Origin of the sequence: Gimesia algae (genome assembly GCF_007746795.1) — a bacterium.
Taxonomy (GTDB): Bacteria; Planctomycetota; Planctomycetia; order Planctomycetales; family Planctomycetaceae; genus Gimesia; species Gimesia algae.
In genome coordinates this window covers 5439295-5459879 of the sequence record NZ_CP036343.1, presented here as the reverse complement: position 1 = coordinate 5459879, position 20585 = coordinate 5439295, and the positions used below count along the sequence as shown (strand labels likewise).

The 20585-nt window shown below is 49.8% G+C and carries 16 protein-coding genes; 10 read left to right on the top strand and 6 right to left on the bottom strand.

What is annotated here, in order from left to right; translation table 11 throughout:
• Positions 1-19 precede the first annotated feature (19 nt).
• A complete protein-coding gene (locus tag Pan161_RS20290; RefSeq protein WP_232103345.1) occupies positions 20-820 on the bottom strand; it encodes an SRPBCC family protein in 801 nt (266 codons plus the stop codon).
• Positions 821-1482: 662 nt separating this feature from the next.
• On the opposite strand from Pan161_RS20290, the gene Pan161_RS20285 reads away from it, so the two are divergent.
• The 7 genes from Pan161_RS20285 to Pan161_RS20255 all read left to right on the top strand — a co-directional run bounded on the left by Pan161_RS20285 (position 1483) and on the right by Pan161_RS20255 (position 11819).
• Positions 1483-2577, top strand: a complete 1095-nt coding sequence (locus Pan161_RS20285; RefSeq protein WP_145230280.1) for a glycosyltransferase family 4 protein — start codon at positions 1483-1485, stop codon at positions 2575-2577.
• 76 nt (positions 2578-2653) lie between these two features.
• Complete coding sequence (locus Pan161_RS20280; RefSeq protein WP_145230279.1) at positions 2654-4819, top strand: amylo-alpha-1,6-glucosidase; 2166 nt, start codon at positions 2654-2656, stop codon at positions 4817-4819.
• Positions 4820-5140: 321 nt separating this feature from the next.
• Positions 5141-6442 carry a cytochrome P450 gene (locus tag Pan161_RS20275; RefSeq protein WP_232103343.1) on the top strand — a complete coding sequence of 434 codons (1302 nt, stop codon included), beginning with the start codon at positions 5141-5143 and terminating at the stop codon, positions 6440-6442.
• A 119-nt stretch (positions 6443-6561) separates the two neighbouring features.
• Positions 6562-7932 (top strand): NAD-dependent succinate-semialdehyde dehydrogenase, encoded by a 1371-nt coding sequence (locus tag Pan161_RS20270; RefSeq protein WP_145230276.1) that lies wholly within the window; start codon positions 6562-6564, stop codon positions 7930-7932.
• Between the two features lie 70 nt (positions 7933-8002).
• The gene (locus Pan161_RS20265) at positions 8003-9007 is read left to right on the top strand and encodes an NADP-dependent oxidoreductase (protein ID WP_145230274.1); all 1005 of its coding nucleotides are present in this window, start codon (positions 8003-8005) and stop codon (positions 9005-9007) included.
• 250 nt (positions 9008-9257) lie between these two features.
• Positions 9258-10349, top strand: a complete 1092-nt coding sequence (gene sbnA / locus Pan161_RS20260; protein ID WP_145230272.1) for a 2,3-diaminopropionate biosynthesis protein SbnA — start codon at positions 9258-9260, stop codon at positions 10347-10349.
• A gap of 114 nt (positions 10350-10463) precedes the next feature.
• Positions 10464-11819 (top strand): dihydrolipoyl dehydrogenase family protein, encoded by a 1356-nt coding sequence (locus Pan161_RS20255; RefSeq protein ID WP_145230270.1) that lies wholly within the window; start codon positions 10464-10466, stop codon positions 11817-11819.
• Between the two features lie 102 nt (positions 11820-11921).
• Here the strand turns inward: Pan161_RS20255 and Pan161_RS20250 are convergent, their stop codons facing one another.
• From Pan161_RS20250 to Pan161_RS20240, 3 genes are all read right to left on the bottom strand, one after another.
• Complete coding sequence (locus Pan161_RS20250) at positions 11922-12347, bottom strand: cation:proton antiporter domain-containing protein (protein WP_261342988.1); 426 nt, start codon at positions 12345-12347, stop codon at positions 11922-11924.
• Between the two features lie 340 nt (positions 12348-12687).
• Positions 12688-13680 (bottom strand): LolA family protein, encoded by a 993-nt coding sequence (locus Pan161_RS20245; RefSeq protein ID WP_145230266.1) that lies wholly within the window; start codon positions 13678-13680, stop codon positions 12688-12690.
• A 37-nt stretch (positions 13681-13717) separates the two neighbouring features.
• Positions 13718-14254 (bottom strand): RNA polymerase sigma factor, encoded by a 537-nt coding sequence (locus Pan161_RS20240; protein ID WP_197995433.1) that lies wholly within the window; start codon positions 14252-14254, stop codon positions 13718-13720.
• A gap of 897 nt (positions 14255-15151) precedes the next feature.
• Here Pan161_RS20240 and Pan161_RS30660 point away from each other — a divergent pair.
• Positions 15152-15328: a hypothetical protein gene (locus tag Pan161_RS30660; RefSeq protein WP_197995432.1), complete on the top strand. Its 177-nt coding sequence runs from the start codon at positions 15152-15154 to the stop codon at positions 15326-15328.
• A gap of 571 nt (positions 15329-15899) precedes the next feature.
• On the top strand, positions 15900-16757 hold the full coding sequence (locus tag Pan161_RS20230; RefSeq protein ID WP_197995431.1) for a recombinase family protein: 858 nt from the start codon (positions 15900-15902) through the stop codon (positions 16755-16757).
• A gap of 444 nt (positions 16758-17201) precedes the next feature.
• Here Pan161_RS20230 and istB read toward each other — a convergent pair whose 3' ends face one another.
• Positions 17202-17912 (bottom strand): IS21-like element helper ATPase IstB, encoded by a 711-nt coding sequence (gene istB, locus Pan161_RS20225; protein ID WP_145223927.1) that lies wholly within the window; start codon positions 17910-17912, stop codon positions 17202-17204.
• Entirely contained in the window at positions 17830-19533 is a 1704-nt protein-coding gene (gene istA / locus Pan161_RS20220; protein WP_145223926.1) for an IS21 family transposase, read from the bottom strand. The genes istB and istA overlap by 83 nt, the downstream gene beginning before the upstream one ends.
• A 53-nt stretch (positions 19534-19586) precedes the next feature.
• Here istA and Pan161_RS20215 point away from each other — a divergent pair, with 53 nt between their 5' ends.
• A complete protein-coding gene (locus Pan161_RS20215; protein WP_145230260.1) occupies positions 19587-20441 on the top strand; it encodes a hypothetical protein in 855 nt (284 codons plus the stop codon).
• Positions 20442-20585: the final 144 nt, after the last annotated feature.

Genomic DNA, 20585 nt, shown 5'->3' with positions numbered 1-20585 from the left:
CCAGTAAGGAGAACGACAATTATGATTTAACTACCTTCAGGTCAGACATCACCGGTTTCTGGATCTGACCTGGTTCCGGTGCGATCGCGTTCGTCGCAATCTCACCCGCTTCGAGGAGTTGTTTGAATTCCCTCAGATCCTGATTCAGTTCCGCCTGAAGATCCTGTCCCAGCAGATGTGCGATTTGAGTGACGATTTGTCCGCCGGGGGGATTGTACATAATCGAAACCACAAATTCCGTGCCGGCTCCTGTAGACGAATCTTTAAAATGAACGGATCCAGCGGTATCCACCTGAGAACCGGGTAATGACTGCCAAGCGATTACTTCGCCCGGTTTATCTGTGATAATTTCCGCTTCCCACTGCAGCGTTTTTCCTAACGGCGCGCGGGCCACCCATTCAGAACGCTTCTCATCCAGCATTGTCACCGACTCCAGGTGCTGCATGATTTGGGGAAGGTTTTCCAGTTTTCGCCAGAAATCGTATATTTCCTGGCGATCACGATTGATGTGCAGAGCGCTATTTACCTTACTTCCCTGGTGCGCGGGGACGCCGGGTCTCTTTCTCTGCGAGTCGGCTGTATTAATCCCCAGACCTTCATACAGGTGGCAATGCCCCGTCCATCCGCGATATAACAGTGAAGCTCCTGCGGCCACGCCCAGTAAACCGGCGCCCGATCCACGTCTCAATCCCATCAAGAGCAAGCCTCCTCCTCCCAGTAACGAAAGCACACGCTCGCTGTTAGCGACATTCTGTGAGAGAGGGCATTGTTTTACCGATTGACTGGAAGAACACGTTGAATTCATTAATCCCGTTTTCATCTTTGCTCTCCGTTTTATTATCTGATGTGATCCCCATATCGAAAGCGCGCTCACTGGTATGCAGACTTACGCAACCGCCATTCAGAATCACTTCACTAATACGAACTGATCATTCCTATTTGCTAATAGCAGCAAATATAGCGAGCAAATAGCGGGCCACTACACAGGATCGGAGAGAAACAAAGTTCGTCCAGAGTTCCTGAGCGATCATATTTCGTGTAATGCCGTGGCCTGTCGCATTTTCCGGTTCTTCTCACTGCCTGACTCTATGCGTGTGATGTTTCTTCTTCGACTTCCCAGTTTCTGGTCTATCAACGCGCACGATGCGCCATGGGCGATCAATGATTCTGACTGGTTCAAGCGGGTGGAAATTTGCTTCTGAAACGCGAAAAAGACGATTTGATAATAGTTTAAAATCTTCTGTTCTGACTGGCTCATCATTTGCAAGAGTGTTTCTCACTGCGAAGGAGACTTTATTCTGACGTGTTTTCATTCTTTTTCTGCGAGTTTAAAAAGAGACGTCGAGAGATACGATACGGGAGCCCTTTCAGTAGATGTCACTTGATAAGTTTAAAATTGTTTGACAGTAACAAGCCATCAAAATTTGGAGATGGTGGCACAGGAAAATACTTACGAGGTTCACATTGAACTAAGGAGAGAAAATGCGGATCGCCCAGGTTTCACCATTGATTGAAAGCGTTCCTCCCCAGACTTATGGGGGAATTGAAAGAGTGGTCTCTAATCTTACGGAATCACTTGTTAAGGAAGGTCACGATGTTACCTTATTTGCTTCAGGAGATTCAAAAACGACCGCCGATCTGTATGCGGTAGTACAGCAATCGTTGCGTTTATCTCAGTCACCGCGAGATCCGGAGATCGCTCAGATCATTCAACTGGAAAAGTTGATTCAGATGCGGGACCGTTTTGATATAATCCATTTTCATATCGAAACGATTCATTATCCCCTGGTGCGTCATCTTGGCATCCCGCATGTGACCACACTGCACTCCCGCCTGGACCGACCGGATGTGATTTCCCTGTATGAGGAATTCCCAGAAGTGCCTGTCGTCTCCATCTCGGATGCGCAGCGGTGTTTTATTCCTGATGCCAACTGGGTTTCGACAGTGTATAATGGAATTCCCGTCAATGAAAAGTACAATGACAGCCCCGGAGATTACCTGCTGTTTCTGGGAAGATTCTGTCCTGATAAAGGTCCGGAAGAAGCGATTGATATCGCTTTGAAATCCAATACCCATCTGAAGATGGCAGCCAAGGTGGATGTGACTGATAAAGCCTATTTCGAATCCCGGATAAAACCCTTTCTGGAGCATCCCCTGATTGAATATCTGGGGGAAGTCGGTGAGCCCCAAAAATCAGAACTGATATGTGGTGCCCGTGCCCTGTTGTTTCCCATAAAGTGGCCAGAGCCGTTCGGGCTGGTCATGACCGAAGCAATGGCCTGTGGCACTCCCGTGATTGCTTTCATGGAAGGTTCTGTCCCGGAAGTTGTCAAACCTGGCGTGAGCGGGTTTATTGTGGAGACGGTGCAGGAAGCGGTTGCAGCGGTTTCAAAAATCAGCCAGCTGGACCGACGGCTCTGCCGAAAATATTTTGAAAACCGTTTTACCTGCCAGCACATGGCACAAGGCTACCTGAAAACTTATCAAAACGTACTCGCTGAGTGGAAGAGAAAAGCGAATCCCGGCAAACCTGTCTTTAAACCCAGGACCATGCTTCATCAGCAACGCAGCCCGTAATTTCAAAGGGAATTGCTTTTCAAAAGTAAAGAACAGCTCAGACAAGCTGTCGGCCTTAACTGGAAAAGAACACCCTATGGATGACGTCATTCAAATCGACGATCAGTGGTATTACGCTGCCGGTTCACAGAAAACCGACTCTCGAAATCAGGTTTTAAAACAGGGAAACACCTTTGCCGTGCTTGACCTGCTGGGGGATATCTCCCGTACCGGACTCGGCGAGCAGGGGGTTTATCACCTGGGAACGCGACATCTTTCTCATTGGGAGTTGCTGATCAACGATCGTCGGCCCATGCTGTTGAATTCTACAATGAAAGAGGACAACAGCGTTTTGATGGTTGAACTGACAACGCCTGATATACATGAGGGAGACCGTCTGGTGTTACGGAAAGGGGAACTGCATGCCTCGCGTTCCATTATCATTGAAGGCGCCATCCTGTATGAAAACCTGAAACTGACGAACTATTCCAATGCGCCACTGGTTTTTGAAATAAAATATCACTACGCGGCTGATTTTCGCGATATTTTTGAAGTGCGCGGGAATCATCGCAGTCGGCGGGGATCGCTGCTGCCGGTAGAAGTCGATTCTGACTCCGCCCTTCTGAAATATCGGGGGCTGGATCAAATAGAACGCAGCACGGAAATCGATGTCCAGGGAAAAGAGCAAACCGTCTCTGACAAAGAAGCGAACATTCGGATTCAACTTCAGCCAGGTGAATCTGATACTCTGCGGACCATCGTCGCCTGCCAGAATGACCAGATCCCGGTCACGAAACGCAGCCAGCAACAGGCGATCCAACAGGTTTCGACTTTTATCGATCAGTTCAATCAGGAGAGAACCTGCATCCAAACTTCGAATGAACAGTTCAATGACTGGATCAACCGTTCCACCTCCGATCTGATGATGCTGACGTCTGAAACCCCCCATGGCCCTTATCCTTATGCAGGGGTACCCTGGTTTTCCACTCCTTTTGGACGTGATGGAATCATTACTGCTCTGCAGACGCTGTGGATTCATCCACAGCTTTCAAAAGGCGTTCTCAACTTTCTGGCAGCTACGCAGGCTACAGAACTCGATCCTGTTGCTGAATCGGAACCAGGAAAGATATTTCATGAAATCCGTGAGGGGGAAATGGCGGCCTTAGGCGAGATTCCCTTTCGACAATATTACGGGACGGTGGATGCCACTCCCTTGTTTGTAATCTTGGCTGCCCATTATTACTGGCGGACAGGAGATCTGGAGTTCCTGGAAAAAATCTGGACAAATATCAAACGCGCGATCGCATGGATCGACAGCTATGGAGATCCCGACCGCGATGGCTTTCTAGAGTACATGAGGCAGAATGAAGATGGCTTAAAACAACAGGGCTGGAAAGACTCGGATGATTCCATCTTTCACGCTGATGGAAATAATGCAGAAGGCGCCATCGCACTCAGCGAAGTTCAGGGGTATGTGTATGCGGCAAAAAACAGGGCCGCTGACCTGGCAGAAATCTTTGGTGAAAAAGAATGGGCCAGCCAACTGCGTGCAGAGGCAACTGATCTGAAGAAGAAATTTAATGAACGGTTCTGGGTCGATTCGATTGGGACCTTTGCCATTGCCCTGGATGGAGAGAAAAATCCCTGTGCCGTTAAAAATTCTAACGCCGGTCATCTGCTGTATACCGGGATTGTGGAAGAAAAATACGTCAAGCGGCTCGCGGAAACGTTGATGGATGAGGATACTTTCAATGGCTGGGGAATTCGCACCATTTCCCGCGGAGAACTGAAATATAATCCGATGTCGTATCATAACGGCTCAATCTGGCCCCATGATACTGCCCTGTGTGCTGCCGGCCTGTCGCGTTATGGATATCAGTCAGAGTGTACCCGACTGCTGGTAGGGATGTTTGATGTCTCCTGTTTTCTGGAATGGCATCGCTTGCCGGAACTCTTTTGTGGTTTCGATCGAATCAACGGACATGCACCGACCTTGTATCCGGTTGCCTGTGCTCCCCAGGCCTGGGCCGCTGGTTCCGTGTTCATGCTGCTGCAATCCTGTCTGGGTCTCAAGTTCTATTCCCATCTGTCTGAAATTCGCTTTGAAAACCCCATGCTGCCGCCTGCCATTCAGTGGATCTCAATCAAAAATCTGCGCATGGGTGAGGCAACCATCGACTGCACCTTGCGTCGTCACCCGCGAGATGTGGGAATGAATGTGGATCGTAAAGAAGGCAATGTAAAAATTGTTCTGGTCTCCTGAGACAGATTGTCGCCCTTAAGGTTCCTCATCTCAATCTCCTTACTCGGAACAGAAGAATTCCTGCTGTCCCCGATTCTAAAGGTACAGGAATTGCGTGAACTAAAATCAGCCATCGATGGGAATGACCGTTTAAATGAAAAGATCCTGCCTGGCAGGAAGATTCCTCCTAAAGCAGAAGTAAACCTCGGTTGAGACTGGTCGCAAAGCGTTCGGCCTGAAGGCTCAAGCGACAATCGCAAACAGTGACAAGCTACTTAAATCCAATGAAGAGAATAATGTGTCCTGGCAGCACTTAAAAAAACTCTCATAAACTGGAAGAAAATGATGACTCCGATTCCACAATTGCAGAAATGGGACAGTACCCTTGATTTGTTGAGAGACCCTTATCGATTCATTTCCAGAAACTGTCAGAATCAGCAGTCCGATCTGTTTGAGGCGCGACTGCTGTTGCAGAAAACGTTCTGCATGCGAGGACAGGAAGCGGCTCTGGTGTTTTATAATCCCGACCTCTTTTGTCGAGCGGGAGCGGCACCCAAGGCGGTCATGAAAACGTTGTTTGGCCAGGGAGGCGTTCAGGGCCTGGATGAAGACGCACATCGGCATCGCAAGCAGATGTTTTTGTCGATCATGACAACCGAGCAGATCGATCATTTAGAAGTGCTGACGGAACGCCAACTGTCGGCTGCGGTATCCCGCTGGAAAGAGATGGCGGAAGTATCTTTGTACGAAGAATTTCAGCGTGTACTGACAATCGCTGTCTGTGACTGGGCAGGAGTTCTCCTGGCGGATTCCGAAGTGGAGTTACGAACCAGGCAGTTGACCTCGCTGTTCCACGATGCGGCGAAAATTGGCATGGGACATATTCGTGCACGTATGGCGCGGCGACAGACGAATGCCTGGATCACAGACTTGATAAAGCAAATCCGAGCCCGGCAGATTTCGCTCCCCGCACAGAGCCCGGCGTCGACCATCGCGTGGCATCGTGATCTGAAAAATAATCTGCTGGACCCGCAAGCCGCCGCCGTCGAACTGTTGAATCTATTAAGACCGGTCGTCGCAATTTCCGTGTATATGACGTTGATCACCCATGCTCTGCATTTTCATCCCGATTGTCGGGATAAACTGAAATCTGGTTCTGAGGAATATGTAAGAGCTTTTGTGCAGGAAGTGCGACGCTACTATCCTTTTTTTCCCTTTACAGCGGCGATTGTGCAGACCTATTTCGAATGGAACGGTTTTGAATTTCCCCGGGGAAAGCGTGTGCTGCTCGATTTGTATGGCACGAACCACGACAGCCGAATCTGGAAAGAGCCGGAGCTGTTTCAACCCGATCGATTTTTGCAGCGTGAACCGACTCCCTATGATTTCATCCCCCAGGGAGGTGGTGAATATGCGTTAAATCATCGCTGCCCAGGAGAATGGATCACGGTCAGTCTGATGAAACTGACTACACGGTTTCTGACACAAAAGATTCACTACGAAGTGCGAGATCAGAAGCTGGAGATCGACTTCTCTCAAATGCCGGCTTTACCGCGAGACCAGTTCATGATTTCCTCGGTACGTGCCGCAGGAATTCAGCCCGTGGCCACCTCGACTTCCCAGCCGCATCGCGTCCAGATTTAACAGAAGTCTCCATAGAGGCACGGTCGTTGAATAGAGTTCATTCGAATTATGATAAACCCGAGACGGAATCCAATTCAGAAATGGCTTATCCGTCGATTTTTTAATTAGGAGAATCAGTCATGTCATATGTCAGTATTAATCCCCTCACCAATGAAACACTCAAGGAATATGATCCGCTCACCCGGGGACAGACTGTCGAGGCGATTGAGCAGGCTGATGAGGCTTTCGATTGCTGGCGGCATACCTCTTTTGACGAACGCAAAAACCTGATGTTGCGGTATGCAGCAGGGCTGCGAGAGCGCATCGATGAGTATTCCAGGCTGATTACACTGGAGATGGGCAAACGAATCTCAGAAAGCCGCGAAGAAATCAATTTCTGTGCTGAAATTGCCGAGTTCTACGCCAATGGTGCCGAAAAGTTTCTGGCCGACCAGCCTATGGAAGTCGATGATGCGGATGCGTACGTGCAATATGCGCCGATTGGCGTTCTGTTGGGGATTATGCCCTGGAACTTTCCCTTTTACCAGGTCACTCGGTTTGCCGCTCCGAATATCATGGCAGGGAATACGGTTCTGGTAAAACATGCCAGCAACGTTCCCCAGTGCGCGCAGGCAATTCATGATCTGTTCAGAGACTGCGGCGCACCTGAAGGCGTTTTCACGAATCTTTTTATTCCCAAGGAATTCATCAAGTCTGTCATTGAAGACGACCGCATCCAGGGAGTTTCACTGACGGGCAGTGATAAAGCTGGTGCGATCGTCGCTGGAGAGGCAGGACAAAAACTCAAGCGTTCGGTGCTGGAACTGGGAGGCAACGATCCGTTTATTGTGCTGGAAGATGCAGATATGGAACATGTGATTAAAATGGCTGTCCAGGGAAGAATGACAAATACAGGGCAATCCTGTGCAGCTTCCAAACGATTCATTATCGTCCAGAAAGTTGCTGATGAATTCCTGTCTGCCTTTAAAGAGGAAATGTCTAAACTCAAGCTGGGTGATCCGTTGGATCCGGAAACCGATGTGGCGCCACTGTCGACCGAGGAGGCGGCGGTCAACCTGGATGAAATGGTGCAGAAAACGATCAATGCCGGCGCAACCGTCGTGCTGGGGGGAGGACGTCCCGACCGAGAGGGCGCATTCTATAACCCGACCATCCTGACTGACATTACCCGTGATATGCCGACGTATGATCAGGAATTATTCGGTCCCGTCGCGAGTGTCTATGTCGTTAAAGATGAAAAAGAAGCGATCCAGGTTGCCAATGATTCGTCTTACGGACTGGGTGGCTCTGTCTATACCAAGGATATTGACCGGGCCCGTCACGTCGCGGAACAGGTCGATACGGGTATGATGTTCATTAATCAGCCGACAAACTCGCAGGCGGAATTACCCTTCGGAGGAACAAAACATTCCGGATACGGTCGTGAGCTGTCTCATCTCGGGATTCTGGAATTTGTCAATAAAAAACTGATCCATGCGATGAAATCCTGAGAGTCTGTCAGCTCGCTGAACCACTGCTATCAAACAGTAATGCTCGTCGAAGACGAAAGGAAAAGAGGATATGCAATCGCGACAATTTCAGCTCACAGGTTATCCCGAGGGATTACCCACACTGGATCACTTTGAACTGGTAGAAACGGAACTCAAGTCTCCCGGGGAAAATGAATTTCTGGTGCAAAACGAATGGCTGTCGGTAGATCCTTACATGCGGGGACGGATGCGTGAAGGTGAGAGCTATGTGAAGCCGTTTCAGATTGGCGAGCCGATGGAAGGCGCCTGCGTCGGCAAGGTGATAAAATCCCGGAATCAGGAGTTTTCCGAGGGGGATTATGTCCTGGGTAACCAGGGCTGGCGGGATGTCTGGCTGTCTGATGGAACCGGGGTGATGAAAGTCGATCCCGAAGCGGTTCCCCTTCAGGCTTACCTGGGTATTCTGGGGATGACCGGTATGACCGCTTACGTAGGACTGCTGAAGATCGGCGAACTGAAAGAGGGAGACCGCGTGTTTGTATCAGCGGCGTCCGGTGCCGTCGGTTCGACTGTCTGCCAGATTGCAAAACTTCACGGTTGCTTTGTAGTGGGAAGTGCCGGCTCAAAACAGAAGCTCGACTGGCTGAAAGACAAAGCTGGCATTGATGCTGCTTTCAATTATAAGGAGGTGGATGACGTGTCCGCCCGGTTGAAAGAACTGGCTCCTGAAGGCATCGATCTCTATTACGACAATGTGGGAGGAGATCATCTGCAGGCAGCCCTTGATAACCTGAATGACTTCGGACGCATCGTCTGCTGTGGCATGATCTCGACTTATAACGACAAGTCTCCTCAGCCAGGGCCGGACAACCTGTTTAAAATCATCACCAAACGACTGAGAATGCAGGGATTTATCGTCCGTGATCATGGTGATCAGCAGGATGAGTTCCGGAATAGAATGACAGAATGGATCCAGGCGGGAAAAATGCATTGGGAGGAGACTGAGACGACAGGACTGGAACAGACTCCGCAAGCATTCATTGATTTATTTCACGGCAGCAAAATGGGAAAAGCGGTCGTGAAAGTGAGCGAATGATCATTCTGATTTCATGCAATCTGTTCAGAACTCTCTCCGGAATACGATGTATTCTGACCGACCAGACTGGCTGTCCGACACTCGCGCATTTCTGCCGGGCTCCTCTATTTACATGTGTTTTCAGTGTTTAAACAGGGAAATCTGCTGCAAACAAAGCCTGAAAGTTTGGCACATTTTTAGCTATTAATCTCATATTCCTGTTTTTAAACCTACAATCCCTACCACAGAATGTATCCAGAGGTCGCAGCCGATGATTGACAACCGAAAAAGTACAGTACTAAAGGTCCAGGCTCAAGAAGGGGTGCTGGAAACCATCGGATCAACTCCTTTGATCCGCCTGCGCCGCTATCTGGGCAGTCCCGATGTGGCCCTGTTTGCAAAAATGGAGTGCTATAACCCGGGAGGCAGTGCGAAAGATCGTCCCTCGCGTGCCATGATTGAAGAAGCCTTTAATACAGGCGAGATTAATTCCAATACCACGATCATTGAGTCTTCTTCAGGCAATATGGGAATCGGTCTGGCTCAAGTCTGTCGGTATTACGGGCTCCCCTTTATCTGTGTGGTGGATGTGCGGGCTCAACCTCAGAATATCGCGATTATGAAAGCCTTGGGTGCGGAGATCGAAATGGTGACGGAGCCACTGGAAGGCGACTTTCTCAAAGCAAGACTGGCGAAAGTGAAGTCCCTGCTGGAAACGATTCCTGAGTCGTTCTGGCCCAATCAGTATGGTAACAGGCACAACCCCGGCGCACATGAAAACGGTACGATCAAAGAAATCGACGAAGCTCTCGATGGTCAGCTCGATTATCTGTTTGTGGCGACGAGCAGTACGGGGACCATTCGCGGTTGTCGGGATTATTTGAGGAAGCGTGGTCGAAAAACAAAAATCGTCGCTGTCGATGCCATGGGTAGCGTTTTGTTTGGTGGTACAGCAGGAGAGAGACGTATCCCCGGACTGGGAGCAGGAAATGTTCCCGAGCTGGCAGAAGGTCAGCAGTTCGATGCCGTCCGTCGCGTTTCAGAACTGGATTGTGTGTCAGGTTGCTGGCGCATGGTTCAGAAAGAAGCGATGCTCGTTGGTGGTTCGGCAGGGGGAGTTCTGGAAACGGTTCGCGCAATGAAACACGAACTGCACGACAAAATCTGTGCAGTCATTCTACACGATTCAGGCACTCGTTACCTGAACACCATCTTTTCCCCGGAGTGGGTGAAAAGCCAACTGGGGTATACCGAATCCGAGGTGCAACAGCGTCTGGAGAGTAATCTCTGTATTGATTGTGGCCTGCGTGACCGTGGTTTTGCCTTTCACCCTCCTCAGTACTCTGACTTATCCCAATTCTGATGATCGATTTTCCCGATACTGCCCGTGCTTTCATGCGTTCACGGAGGCGTCAATCAATCCGAAATACGAAAACTCTTTTCGTGTTCGGATCAGATCTGGTGTAAAGGATTGGTTATGACAATGCTATTCGACATCTTGATTTTGGGATCGGGGCCTGCGGCCACCCGTATTGCTGAGCAGTGCGCGGAGAAATATCAGGTCGCGGTTATCGATTCGCAGGAGATTGGCGGGACCTGTGCGTTACACGGCTGCAATCCCAAAAAAGTTCTGGTTCACGCTGCAGAATTAGTCGACTGGACGCACCGGTCGAAAGGACAGCTGATTGATAATAATAGCCACACCAGTATTGACTGGTCACAATTAATCGCATTCAAAGAGACGTTCACAAATCCGGTGACACCTCAAAAGACAAAAAAGTTTAAAAAGAAAAATATCAGCATTTTCCAGGGAGATGCTCGATTCACGGGATTGAAAACCATCGAAGTCGAGGGTGCTGAACTCGAAGGTGAAAAAATTGTGATCTGCACAGGGGCCAGACCGACGCCACTGAAGATTTCCGGTGAGGATTTAATCACTCACAGCGATCAGTTCCTGCAAACCAGCCGCTTACCAGCTGAGCTGATTTTTATTGGAGGTGGTTATATTTCATTCGAATTTGCTCACGCGGCGCAGCGCGCAGGTGCAGCAGTCACAATCATGGAACACAACGAACGACCTCTGAGTGGTTTTGAACCCTCTTTAGTCGAGAGGCTTGGGGACTATTCGCGTACCCTGGGAATCGAAATCGTTCTGTCTTCGAATGCGCAGTCCTTAATCAAAAACAAGGATAAGAAACTGCAACTGACGGCAATACAAAAGGGGATACAGAAAGAGTATTACGCTGACATGGTCGTGCATGGTGCCGGTCGAGTTCCGGCGACCGAGGGGCTCGAGCTGGAGCGGGCTGCGATTGAATACGATGAGAAGGGAATCAAAGTCAATCAGTTTATGCAGAGCATTTCCAACTCACATGTCTATGCCGCCGGTGATGTGGTTGACACCGATCAGCCCAAACTGACACCCGTCGCGAATCAGCAGGGCTATACCGTTGTGAAAAATATAATAGAGGGGAATTATGCGACGCCGGATTACGGAGTGGTGCCTCGCGTGTTGTTTACTGTGCCTCAGCTGGCATCGGTAGGGATGGACGAAGACCAGGCCAGTGAAGCGGGATACAATTTCAAGGTTCAGACTGATGACATGAGCAGCTGGGGTTCGCTCCGTAAAGTGGGAGTCACCTGTGCTGCATATAAGATTCTCATTGACAGGCAGACGGATCAGGTTCTGGGAGCGCATCTGCTCGCCCCTGATGCTGCAGAAACCATCAATCTGTTTGCGCTGGGCATGAAGTTCCGCCTGACGACAACAGATCTCAAATCGGTCCTGTTTGCATTCCCCACATCAGCATCAGATATTCGAAATATGATTTGAGTGCAATCGACCCCGCCGTCTTCGATCCGTCAGGAAATGGAAAGTATTTGTGATTGCATTCTTGCGGCATGCGTTTATTGTCGGCTGTTTCCGGAGATGATATCATTCCGTCGCGATCTGATCGGTAACCAGGCGACGGGCCAGCGGACCGATAGACAGGCCTTGAACGATGATTGAGAAGATTACGACACCATAGGTCACAGTAAGGAACAGTTTACGGTTCATGCTCGGAGTCATCTGCAATGCCAATGCGATCGAGATCCCGCCACGAAGTCCTCCCCACGTCATGATCGTTAAAGTGTGCGGCACAGAATTGAGACGTTTGGCTAAAAGCCTGATTGGAACCAGTAGCGACAGGTACCTCGCTGCAAGGACCAGCAAAATTGCGATGAACGATGCATAAATATAGTCCGTCTTGACATGCAGAATCAGTATCTCAAGACCTATCAGGACGAACAGGATCGCGTTAATGACCATGTCGACCATTTCCCAGAAATGATCGACATACTTTTCCGTTTGAGCAGATATTGGACTTTCCCAGAAATAGTGGGCACGGTGTTGAGGTTAAGTGGCCTGTTCAAACTGTTCGGAGCGTTTTAACTCCTCAGAACTGTGGGCGGCACTTAAACGAATGCAAGGCTAAACCACGTCTAACCAAATGCTCAACCTGAATAGAAAAAAGTTGTCAGGAACCATAAATCGTTCAGTTTTACCGTATATTGCCGAGAATCAATATACGTTAAACATGCCCGTCACATCGCTGGGATACTGCCGCTTCATGGCTGCGTCTCCGTCGTCCTTGACCTGAGAACCAAAGACGCGGAGTCGTAGCGATTTTCATCAATTCACGCAATTTGAGGACACGTTCTTAGGGAGTGATCTTCTTTGCGTCAGGAGTTTTCTTCACGCCAGGAACCTTTGTCGCGCCACGAACCGTTTTCACTTCAGGAACCTTTTTCACTACAGCAGGACGCTTTTTCAGTTCGTGGGCCGGAGAGAGGTCGACTTTGCCCGTAGAGAGGTCGATATCCGTTTTCGTGACATGATAGCCTTGCGGGATTACAAGACTAAACAGCGACTTGTCGAGCTTGACGTTGAATTCATAGTTTGTCATCACGACCTTGGTCTGAGTCGGACCGGGCATAGTCGCTTCAATGCGAACTGGATACTTGGTCCGAGGATCTGCCCAGACCGTCATCGGCTGTAGCTCGGTTTTTAATCGAAAACCAACGACCGTGCGGCCATCAAGTTCCTTTTTGCCAAGCGATTCGATGTTTGAATCTGGATCGCTGATCGCCTTACTAAGCGATTCGCGAACCATGTCGAACTGGTTCGATTGCATGCTATGTTTTGCTTCCTCGGTAATATTGAGCAGGTTGAACACCTCGGCCTGCTTCGTCTTGGGATGAAGGCTGACGATCTTGAATAACTGCGAGTCATAAATGATGACATCACCATTATCGAGTTCTTGGCGATAATGGTTGGGAGCCAAGAACAAACCCTTCGTTTTTAGTGTTGATCCGCCGTTGATGCTGACCTGCATATCAAAACGGGCCGATCGCGCTTTCATGACGTTGTCGACTATTTCTTCGATGGCAAAGGCCGACGGGCTTTCATAACGAACAAACCAAATAGCACAGGCAATGATGATGGCTGCGCTGGTCCAATGGGGAGCTTTGTATTTCATGAGAAATCTTCCTATGTCTATGAGCCTGGTACGCTGGGGTTGTGGCGTGGGATCGCTTTCATAAACGGCGAAGACCTCCAACATGAGATCTTCGCAATGTTCCTCACGCGCGGAAGTGTCGAGCGGCAAGTGCTCAAACAAATTTTCCCAGTCGTCGTTCAGGCGGTCATTCATTAGTAATGTCCATGAGTTGTCTTTGTGTGACGCGAAGTTAAGGTGTGCGGAGGTGGTCGCGCAGTTTGTTGAGTGCGCGGTTTAATGCGACGCGGACGGTTCCGGTCTTGATTTCGAGCACAGCGGCTATTTGTTCGTGTTTGAATCCAGCAAAAAATCGTAACGAAATAATGGATTGTTCGCGATCGGGCAACTCGCACAACGCTTGGTAAACCTCTTCCCATGTGAGTGGAGTTTCGTTGGAGAGCAAGGAAGTGCTTACGGCCGCTTCGACCGTTCCCATCTGGACGGCTGCTTCGAGTAATTCGCGACGACGAATCGACTGCCGCAGATGGGCGTTGATCTCGTTTGTAGCGATGCAAAACAGCCATCGGCGAAAGTCCTCGGCGCACGATCCAGAAAATTCAGTAATACCAACAGCGGCCTTGAGGAAGACTTCAGAAGTGATATCTTCGGCCAAGGCGCGCACCAACAGCCGTCGCGAGCAATACGCGAAAATCGGCGGATAGAAGTAAATAAAGAGCTGTCCAAACGCTTCTCGACTTGTACGGGCGGCTTTTACCACTTCATCCACCGGCTCACTCCGGGTTGATATTTGGCAATCGGTCATTCTGTAAATATAAATGCGCGAGTCGCCAAAGTGTTACATCAAAAGACGAGCAATTTCCGTTTTCAAGTTTCGGTTTTGTAGACCAAATGTTAAAGGAATCGCCATTTGAAGAGAAAAACGGCTCTTCCCCTGTGGTTCCGTAGGCCGATGCTCTATCCATACTCACTCTGTTGATTGAACTCGTTTTGGGTATGGAGCGAAACAACGATTAAGACAGAGGTAAGTGCTTAAATCGATCGCGAAACTCATCAAATCGCGGACACGACTTAAAACCACCTATTTAGCTGACACGTTATCTTGATCACAGGAGTCTGCGTCTAATATACAGTGAAATGCCCATGCTGGATTTGAGATCACGGCGGCATCAGACCACTGGTGACTCAGAGTCAGATTCTTAATTTTAAATATTAACTCAATGGTTGTCCCGATCGGTGAAACACTCACTGGTTGGGGCTTTTTTTATGCGCGGATCTAAGAGATGAGATTCGCTTTTTTCTTTTTTAAGAAGGATGAAATATGCATCAACCTACAACACAGAAATAATAAGTCGGGCAGGCTGTGAGTACCACCAATGCTCAAGGGGTTCTTCCGGCAGAAGAAGTCCTCCAGGTCCCTTCTCGTCATCTGCAGGGTGAATGGGGGACTGTGATCCGGCAGACGCGGTAGAGAGTGAACGGGTATTACAGAACGGAAATCGTCTCTTTTCTGTCTACCACACCAACGAGGGGACTAAATTCTGGATTATTACGGAAGCAGACCGATCGGCTACGACGCTCTTGTTACCAGAAGATTATTGACCAGGGTTGCCCTTAAATTCCCAGCGAAAGGAAAACTGAGTTGAACTGGATACTAACCATACTTATGACACTGACATTACAACTGGCCTGCATGGTGATCCTGCGTGAACGTCGGTTGCGCATGGCTCTACAACAGGTTCTGAAACACATCCTCAAGCACTGGAGGCCCCATGAGCCGGGAAAGAAAAATACTAACTCTGGTTATCCTGCTGATGCAGACCATGGTCGGGACAGCGTGTGAAAGTGAAGACCAGCGTCTGACGCGGCTGGCAACGGAATATGCAGACCGGCAACCGAATCAAATAATTGATTCGAGGCGGAATCCTTTTTCAGGGCAGGGAATCGGGGCAGGTGTTCTGTGACGAATTCCCCGTCTGTTTTAGTTCTTAAGACAAAGAGGAGAACTTGACTATGTGTTGTTTGAAATTCATTTCAAAATTCTTGGCAGGCTTTTCAGTAGCAATGTTGTTACTGGCAATATCGCTGCATGGGGCCACAAATCAGGAGTTTCTGCACAGGGCCAAAAACGGGACAAGTGGGGGGCACAAAAAAACAATGGCTCGCAAACCACTTATTTACAAGAGGTTACGAGCCATCGCTCTCTGAATGCGGAGACAGGGGGGAAACTCACCTCTCGGTTTCCGCAAGTTATTGCTCGGTCTGTGTTTCTGTTGTTAGTGCTTTCTGTATCTACACTTGCGATCGGTGTGTTGTTCACGGTTGGCAATGGTTATCACCGGTTGTTGGGGAATCAATCTAACACAAAATTATCACAATCCGCCGGCTTGGATGCCGTGCGTGAAGAGCGCTGTGTGACACCGATTAAGTATCTGGCAGCCTTCGGTTTTTACTTTGTGTGCGTGCCTATCCAGAAGCATCTTCGCATACTGTTCTACGGGAGGTATTCGAAAGATGAACAGAGGAAATTCAGTATCGAAGATCAACTGCTCTACTGTAAGGAATTTCTCACAGAGATGGATGTGGACGTCTCATCGATCGATGAGCTTTCAGATCGAGGAACATCCGGTGAGCATTACAGTCGCCCTGGTATCGATCAGGTTCTACACGGAATCGCGAAACGTAAATGGGACTTGATTATTTGTGAAGATTCCAGTCGCCTCTATCGAGGAATCGCTCCCTGCATGAATTTGTTCAGCCCCGCCGTCGACAATGGCATTCGTATCATCTGCATTAATGACGGAGTCGATACCGCCAATGATGATTGGCCACAGCGTCTGGAAGATGCACAGAAACACCATGGACAGGATAATTATTATACCCGCTATCGCATTAAGCGGACTCAGGATGGTCGATGGGCGATGGGGGCAGCGATGGGGCCGCTTCGCCCGGGATACGAGCGGTATCTGAGTAACCCGGTAGATCATAAAGATCCCAAGTATGATCGGATTGATCAAAAATGGGTTGAAACAATTCGCACCGTATTTATGAAAATTGCTGCTGGTCTTTCGTTGGATGCTGTGGCCCGGTATTTGACAGAACAGGCCCTTCCTAAAAATTCTAATGCCGAGATTGAAGAGTGGTCTGACAGAAATGTTCTTACCATGATTCGATGCCCCATTTATCGGGGGGGAGGAAAAATACCGCGTAAGAATATCGCGCAAAAGGCATACGACGGGCAGATCAGAACTGATCAGAAACCCGGACCCTAAGAAAATTCTAACGCGATCCATGCCGCATTTGCGTATTGTTGAGGACTGGGTCTGGCATCAGGCAAATCGAGCTATTGATGAGAGATCGACCAATAAGGCCCCCGTTTTCGGTATCGATCATCCGTTGTATCGGGTTCCCAGGGACTCGCGCAGCCCTCTGTCGAACGTCTTTGTATGTGGGATCTGTGGCAGCAAAATGTATATGGAAGGACGCAACGAAGGTGGCTTCAGATGTAGTGCTTCCCGGCGTGCTGGATGTTGGAACAGAGCGACAGCTCTACGTGATTTCTCATATCGTCAGATCGGAGTTAGTATCTCAGAGGCGATCCTATGGAGATTGGCGTGTAAAGCGGACCCACTTTGGCGCGGAAATGGGACCCACCTGGGGTTGGGTTAACCACGTGGGGTAACGTGGTGGTCAGTATGCCAAAGTGTGGAAGCGACTCAGGCTTTTTTGCGAGGTGGCTTCTTTTGTTTCATCGACTCTTTGAACCGATAGCTTTCACCATTCATCTCAAATATTTCACAATGGTGCGTTAATCGATCCAAAAGTGCTGCCGTCATCCGTTCGCCCTGAAAGATCTGGCCCCAGTCGCTGAAGGCGAGGTTGCTGGTGATCAGCAGACTTCGTCTTTCATAACGATCAGCAAACACCTGGAACAGTAGTTCCGCACCAGCACGGCTGAAAGACAGATAACCCAGCTCGTCGACAATCAGCAGATCGAGCTTGTCGAGCCTGTTCAGGAGACGCTCCAGACTGTATTGCTGTTGCGCGGTTTCCAGTTGATTGACGAGTGCCGCAGCGGTGAAGAATTTCGTTCGGATTCCTTCACGACAGGCGGCCAGGCCCAGTGCAATCGCCAGATGGGTTTTGCCCGTTCCCGGCTGACCAAGCAGACAGAGATTGGTATGTTGCCGGACCCATTCACCACGGGCCAGCTCCAACACCTTCTGTTTGTTGACTGATTTCATGGCCGCGAAGTCGTAATCTTCCAGCCCTTTTTCCACTGGGAACTGAGCCTGTTTGATCCGGCTGGTCAGCGCATTCGTGGACCGTGCCGCCACTTCCAGTTCAGTCAACTGCAGCAGATATTGCTCGAACGTCTGATTTGAGTTGGCCGCTTCGTGGGCCAACTTCTCGAACTCCGCATTCATGGCCGGTAACCTTAACTGCTTGAGATTGCTCTGCAGCAGTAGATTCGGATCGTTTTTCTTCTGTATTGTTTGTGGGGGCACGATGATCTCCTTGTGTTGACGTAGAAAGAAACAAATCAAAATGGTTCAGGCTCGGACAGGGAACCTGTACCGACAAGACCTCCGGACGACTCAATTCTTCTTTGCTCAGAGTTGCCGGAGAGAAATCAGGCTGATTGCGGGCATGCGCGGTACTGCGTTTGACCCGGCGAATGATCCGGTCGGCATCCGCTCCTTCGGGGCCACGCAACTGTTCGATGGTTTTCTGGACGCGCTGGACTGGATGTGCGGACAATAGCTGTAGCACTCGTACATATTGTTTTGCTCCCGCACATAAGCCATGCCGGTTTTCCAGCCGTTCGCGAAGTTCGTCAAACACCGGCGGTAGCTTCCACTGACGGTAGACGTTGGAATGATCTAACGCAGCCGGTCGCCGCCCCAAAGCTGCGAGGTAATGCAACGGGTTAAGAATCTGACACCCTTTCTCATAGCTTCTTTGATGGGTTGCCACCACAGTTCCCTTAAAGACCATTTCCACACGGTCAACGTAACCTTTGACGCTCACCGTCTGAAACGCACACTGTCGCGGCACGCTGTAATCCACGTTCTCAAACCGGGCGAACTGATACTTGTTGACCTTTACTTCCCGGCGGATGCACGGATCAAAGCGGTGCCTGGGCAACCCGGCGGCGTTTTGTTTGTCCTGTTCCAATCGTGTGCCGATGGTTTCTGTCTTACCACTACTGAGACGCTGCTGTTCCTGGAGGCAGCATTGCCGAAGATAGTTGTTGAGTTCCTCGAAATCTTCCATCTTGGGAACCGGAGTCGACCATTTCCGCTGCAACGTCTTCACGCGATTCTCAACGACCGGTTTTTCGTTCCCGCTGGCCGGCAGGCAGAACAGTGGTTCAAAGACATAATGACTTGCCAGGGCTGCATAACGTTGGTTGATTTTGCGACTCCGCCCGCTGAGCACCGCGTCGGCTACCGTTTTCGGGTTGTCCCACCAGACTTCTTTGGGAACGCGATCAAAATACTCGAACGCCTGCACCATGCCTTCCAGAATCGCTTCGGTCCGTTCCGTCGGTAGAGCGATCACAAAGGGGGCGTTGGAATACGACCAGACCAGAATCAACACTGAAACCCGTCGTCGTCCGTCGGGAAAATCGACATAAATCTTGCCGAAGTCGGCTTCCAGCCGTTGGCCCGGTTGGTGATCAAGCGGGATGAATGTTTCACGTTTATTGGTTCGGTGCTTCCGCACGAATCGACAAACTGCATCGTAACCGCCGAGATAGCCGTGCTCGTCCCGCAGTCGCTCAAAGATTCGTTGTGCTGTGTGCCGCTGTTTGGGTGGTTGCGATTCATCATCGGCGAGAATCTGTCGGATGGTCTCATGGAAGGGGCCCAGTCGGGGAGCCGCCTGAGTCTGGCGCTGCGAATATTGTTGCGGTTGCCCTGCACCGTGTAATACTTCGCGGATCTTTCGCCGTGAATGATGAAATGTCCGAGCGATTTCCCGGATGCTCATCCCGTCGCGATGAGCACGCCGTATACGTCCGTAATCGTCCACCGTAAGCATCCTTCACCCCGAAACTGAAGGTCAAAAGCCTCCAGTATCAGGAACTTGCTACGATGGGTCCATTTTACGCGCCAATAACTCCCCCAAAGTGGGTCCGCTTTGCACGCCAATCTCCAATCCTAAGGTCCTCTGAGTCGATTCTGGATCCTCTGACTGCCTACACAGAGCGTTTACTACTGACGCCCGAGAATATCGAACAACTTAGAATACAGTTAAACAGACGTCGTACCGAACTCAAGCGGCAGCAGAATAACCTGTTGAAGCTGGTGATGGGTAATGATGACCCTCCTGAGTTTGTGGCCGAAAAGGCAAGGGAAATTCAGTCTCAACTGGATGATCTGAAGCTTGATGAAGAACGACTGCAAAGTCAGCTGTCCCAAGCCAGATCTCTGCCGACCCGAGATAAGATCGCTGCGAAATTCCTGGAGGCTGCAGAGCAGGTTCTCTCGATGGATCGTACCGCGGGAGATGTCCTGGAACGAATATTGAAAGGGCCCATTCGGGCGGTTCCCTGTCAGCAACTCGGCAGCAACAAAGTGGTACTGCGGGCCGAGATGACACTTCAGCTGGTGAAATTCGGTGGCCAAGGTCTATCCCTTCAATTGCCCGGCGAAGAACAACTTGCAGCAAATCCGGAAGTATTTGAAGAAGAGATCACCGTCGATTTATTTGAGGCTTCATCAACCCCTGCAAATGCGATGTCTGCTCTGGAGTTTTACGACCGGGATCCTGATCATCGACCCACATTGGAAGAAATCGGAGCCCATCTGGAAATCTCAAAGCGTGGTGCCCATTTGGCTCTAAAGATGGGGAAAGAACTGCAGGAGCGAGGGCTGACAGATCCCTTTATCCCGCTTACAGAAGCACCAGAGAATGCTTCGCGGTGGCGACCTAAACAGACCGCGTGAATCTGAAAGCTGAGTTAACGATCTCAACGGAGGCCGGCCTGAAGGGTCGGCTGCCGTTATGATTTTTTAGGTATTGGCAGCTTCATATTAGATTAAAATTAATAAGCGAGCAGAACAGTCATAAATCCGAGACGATAAGGCACA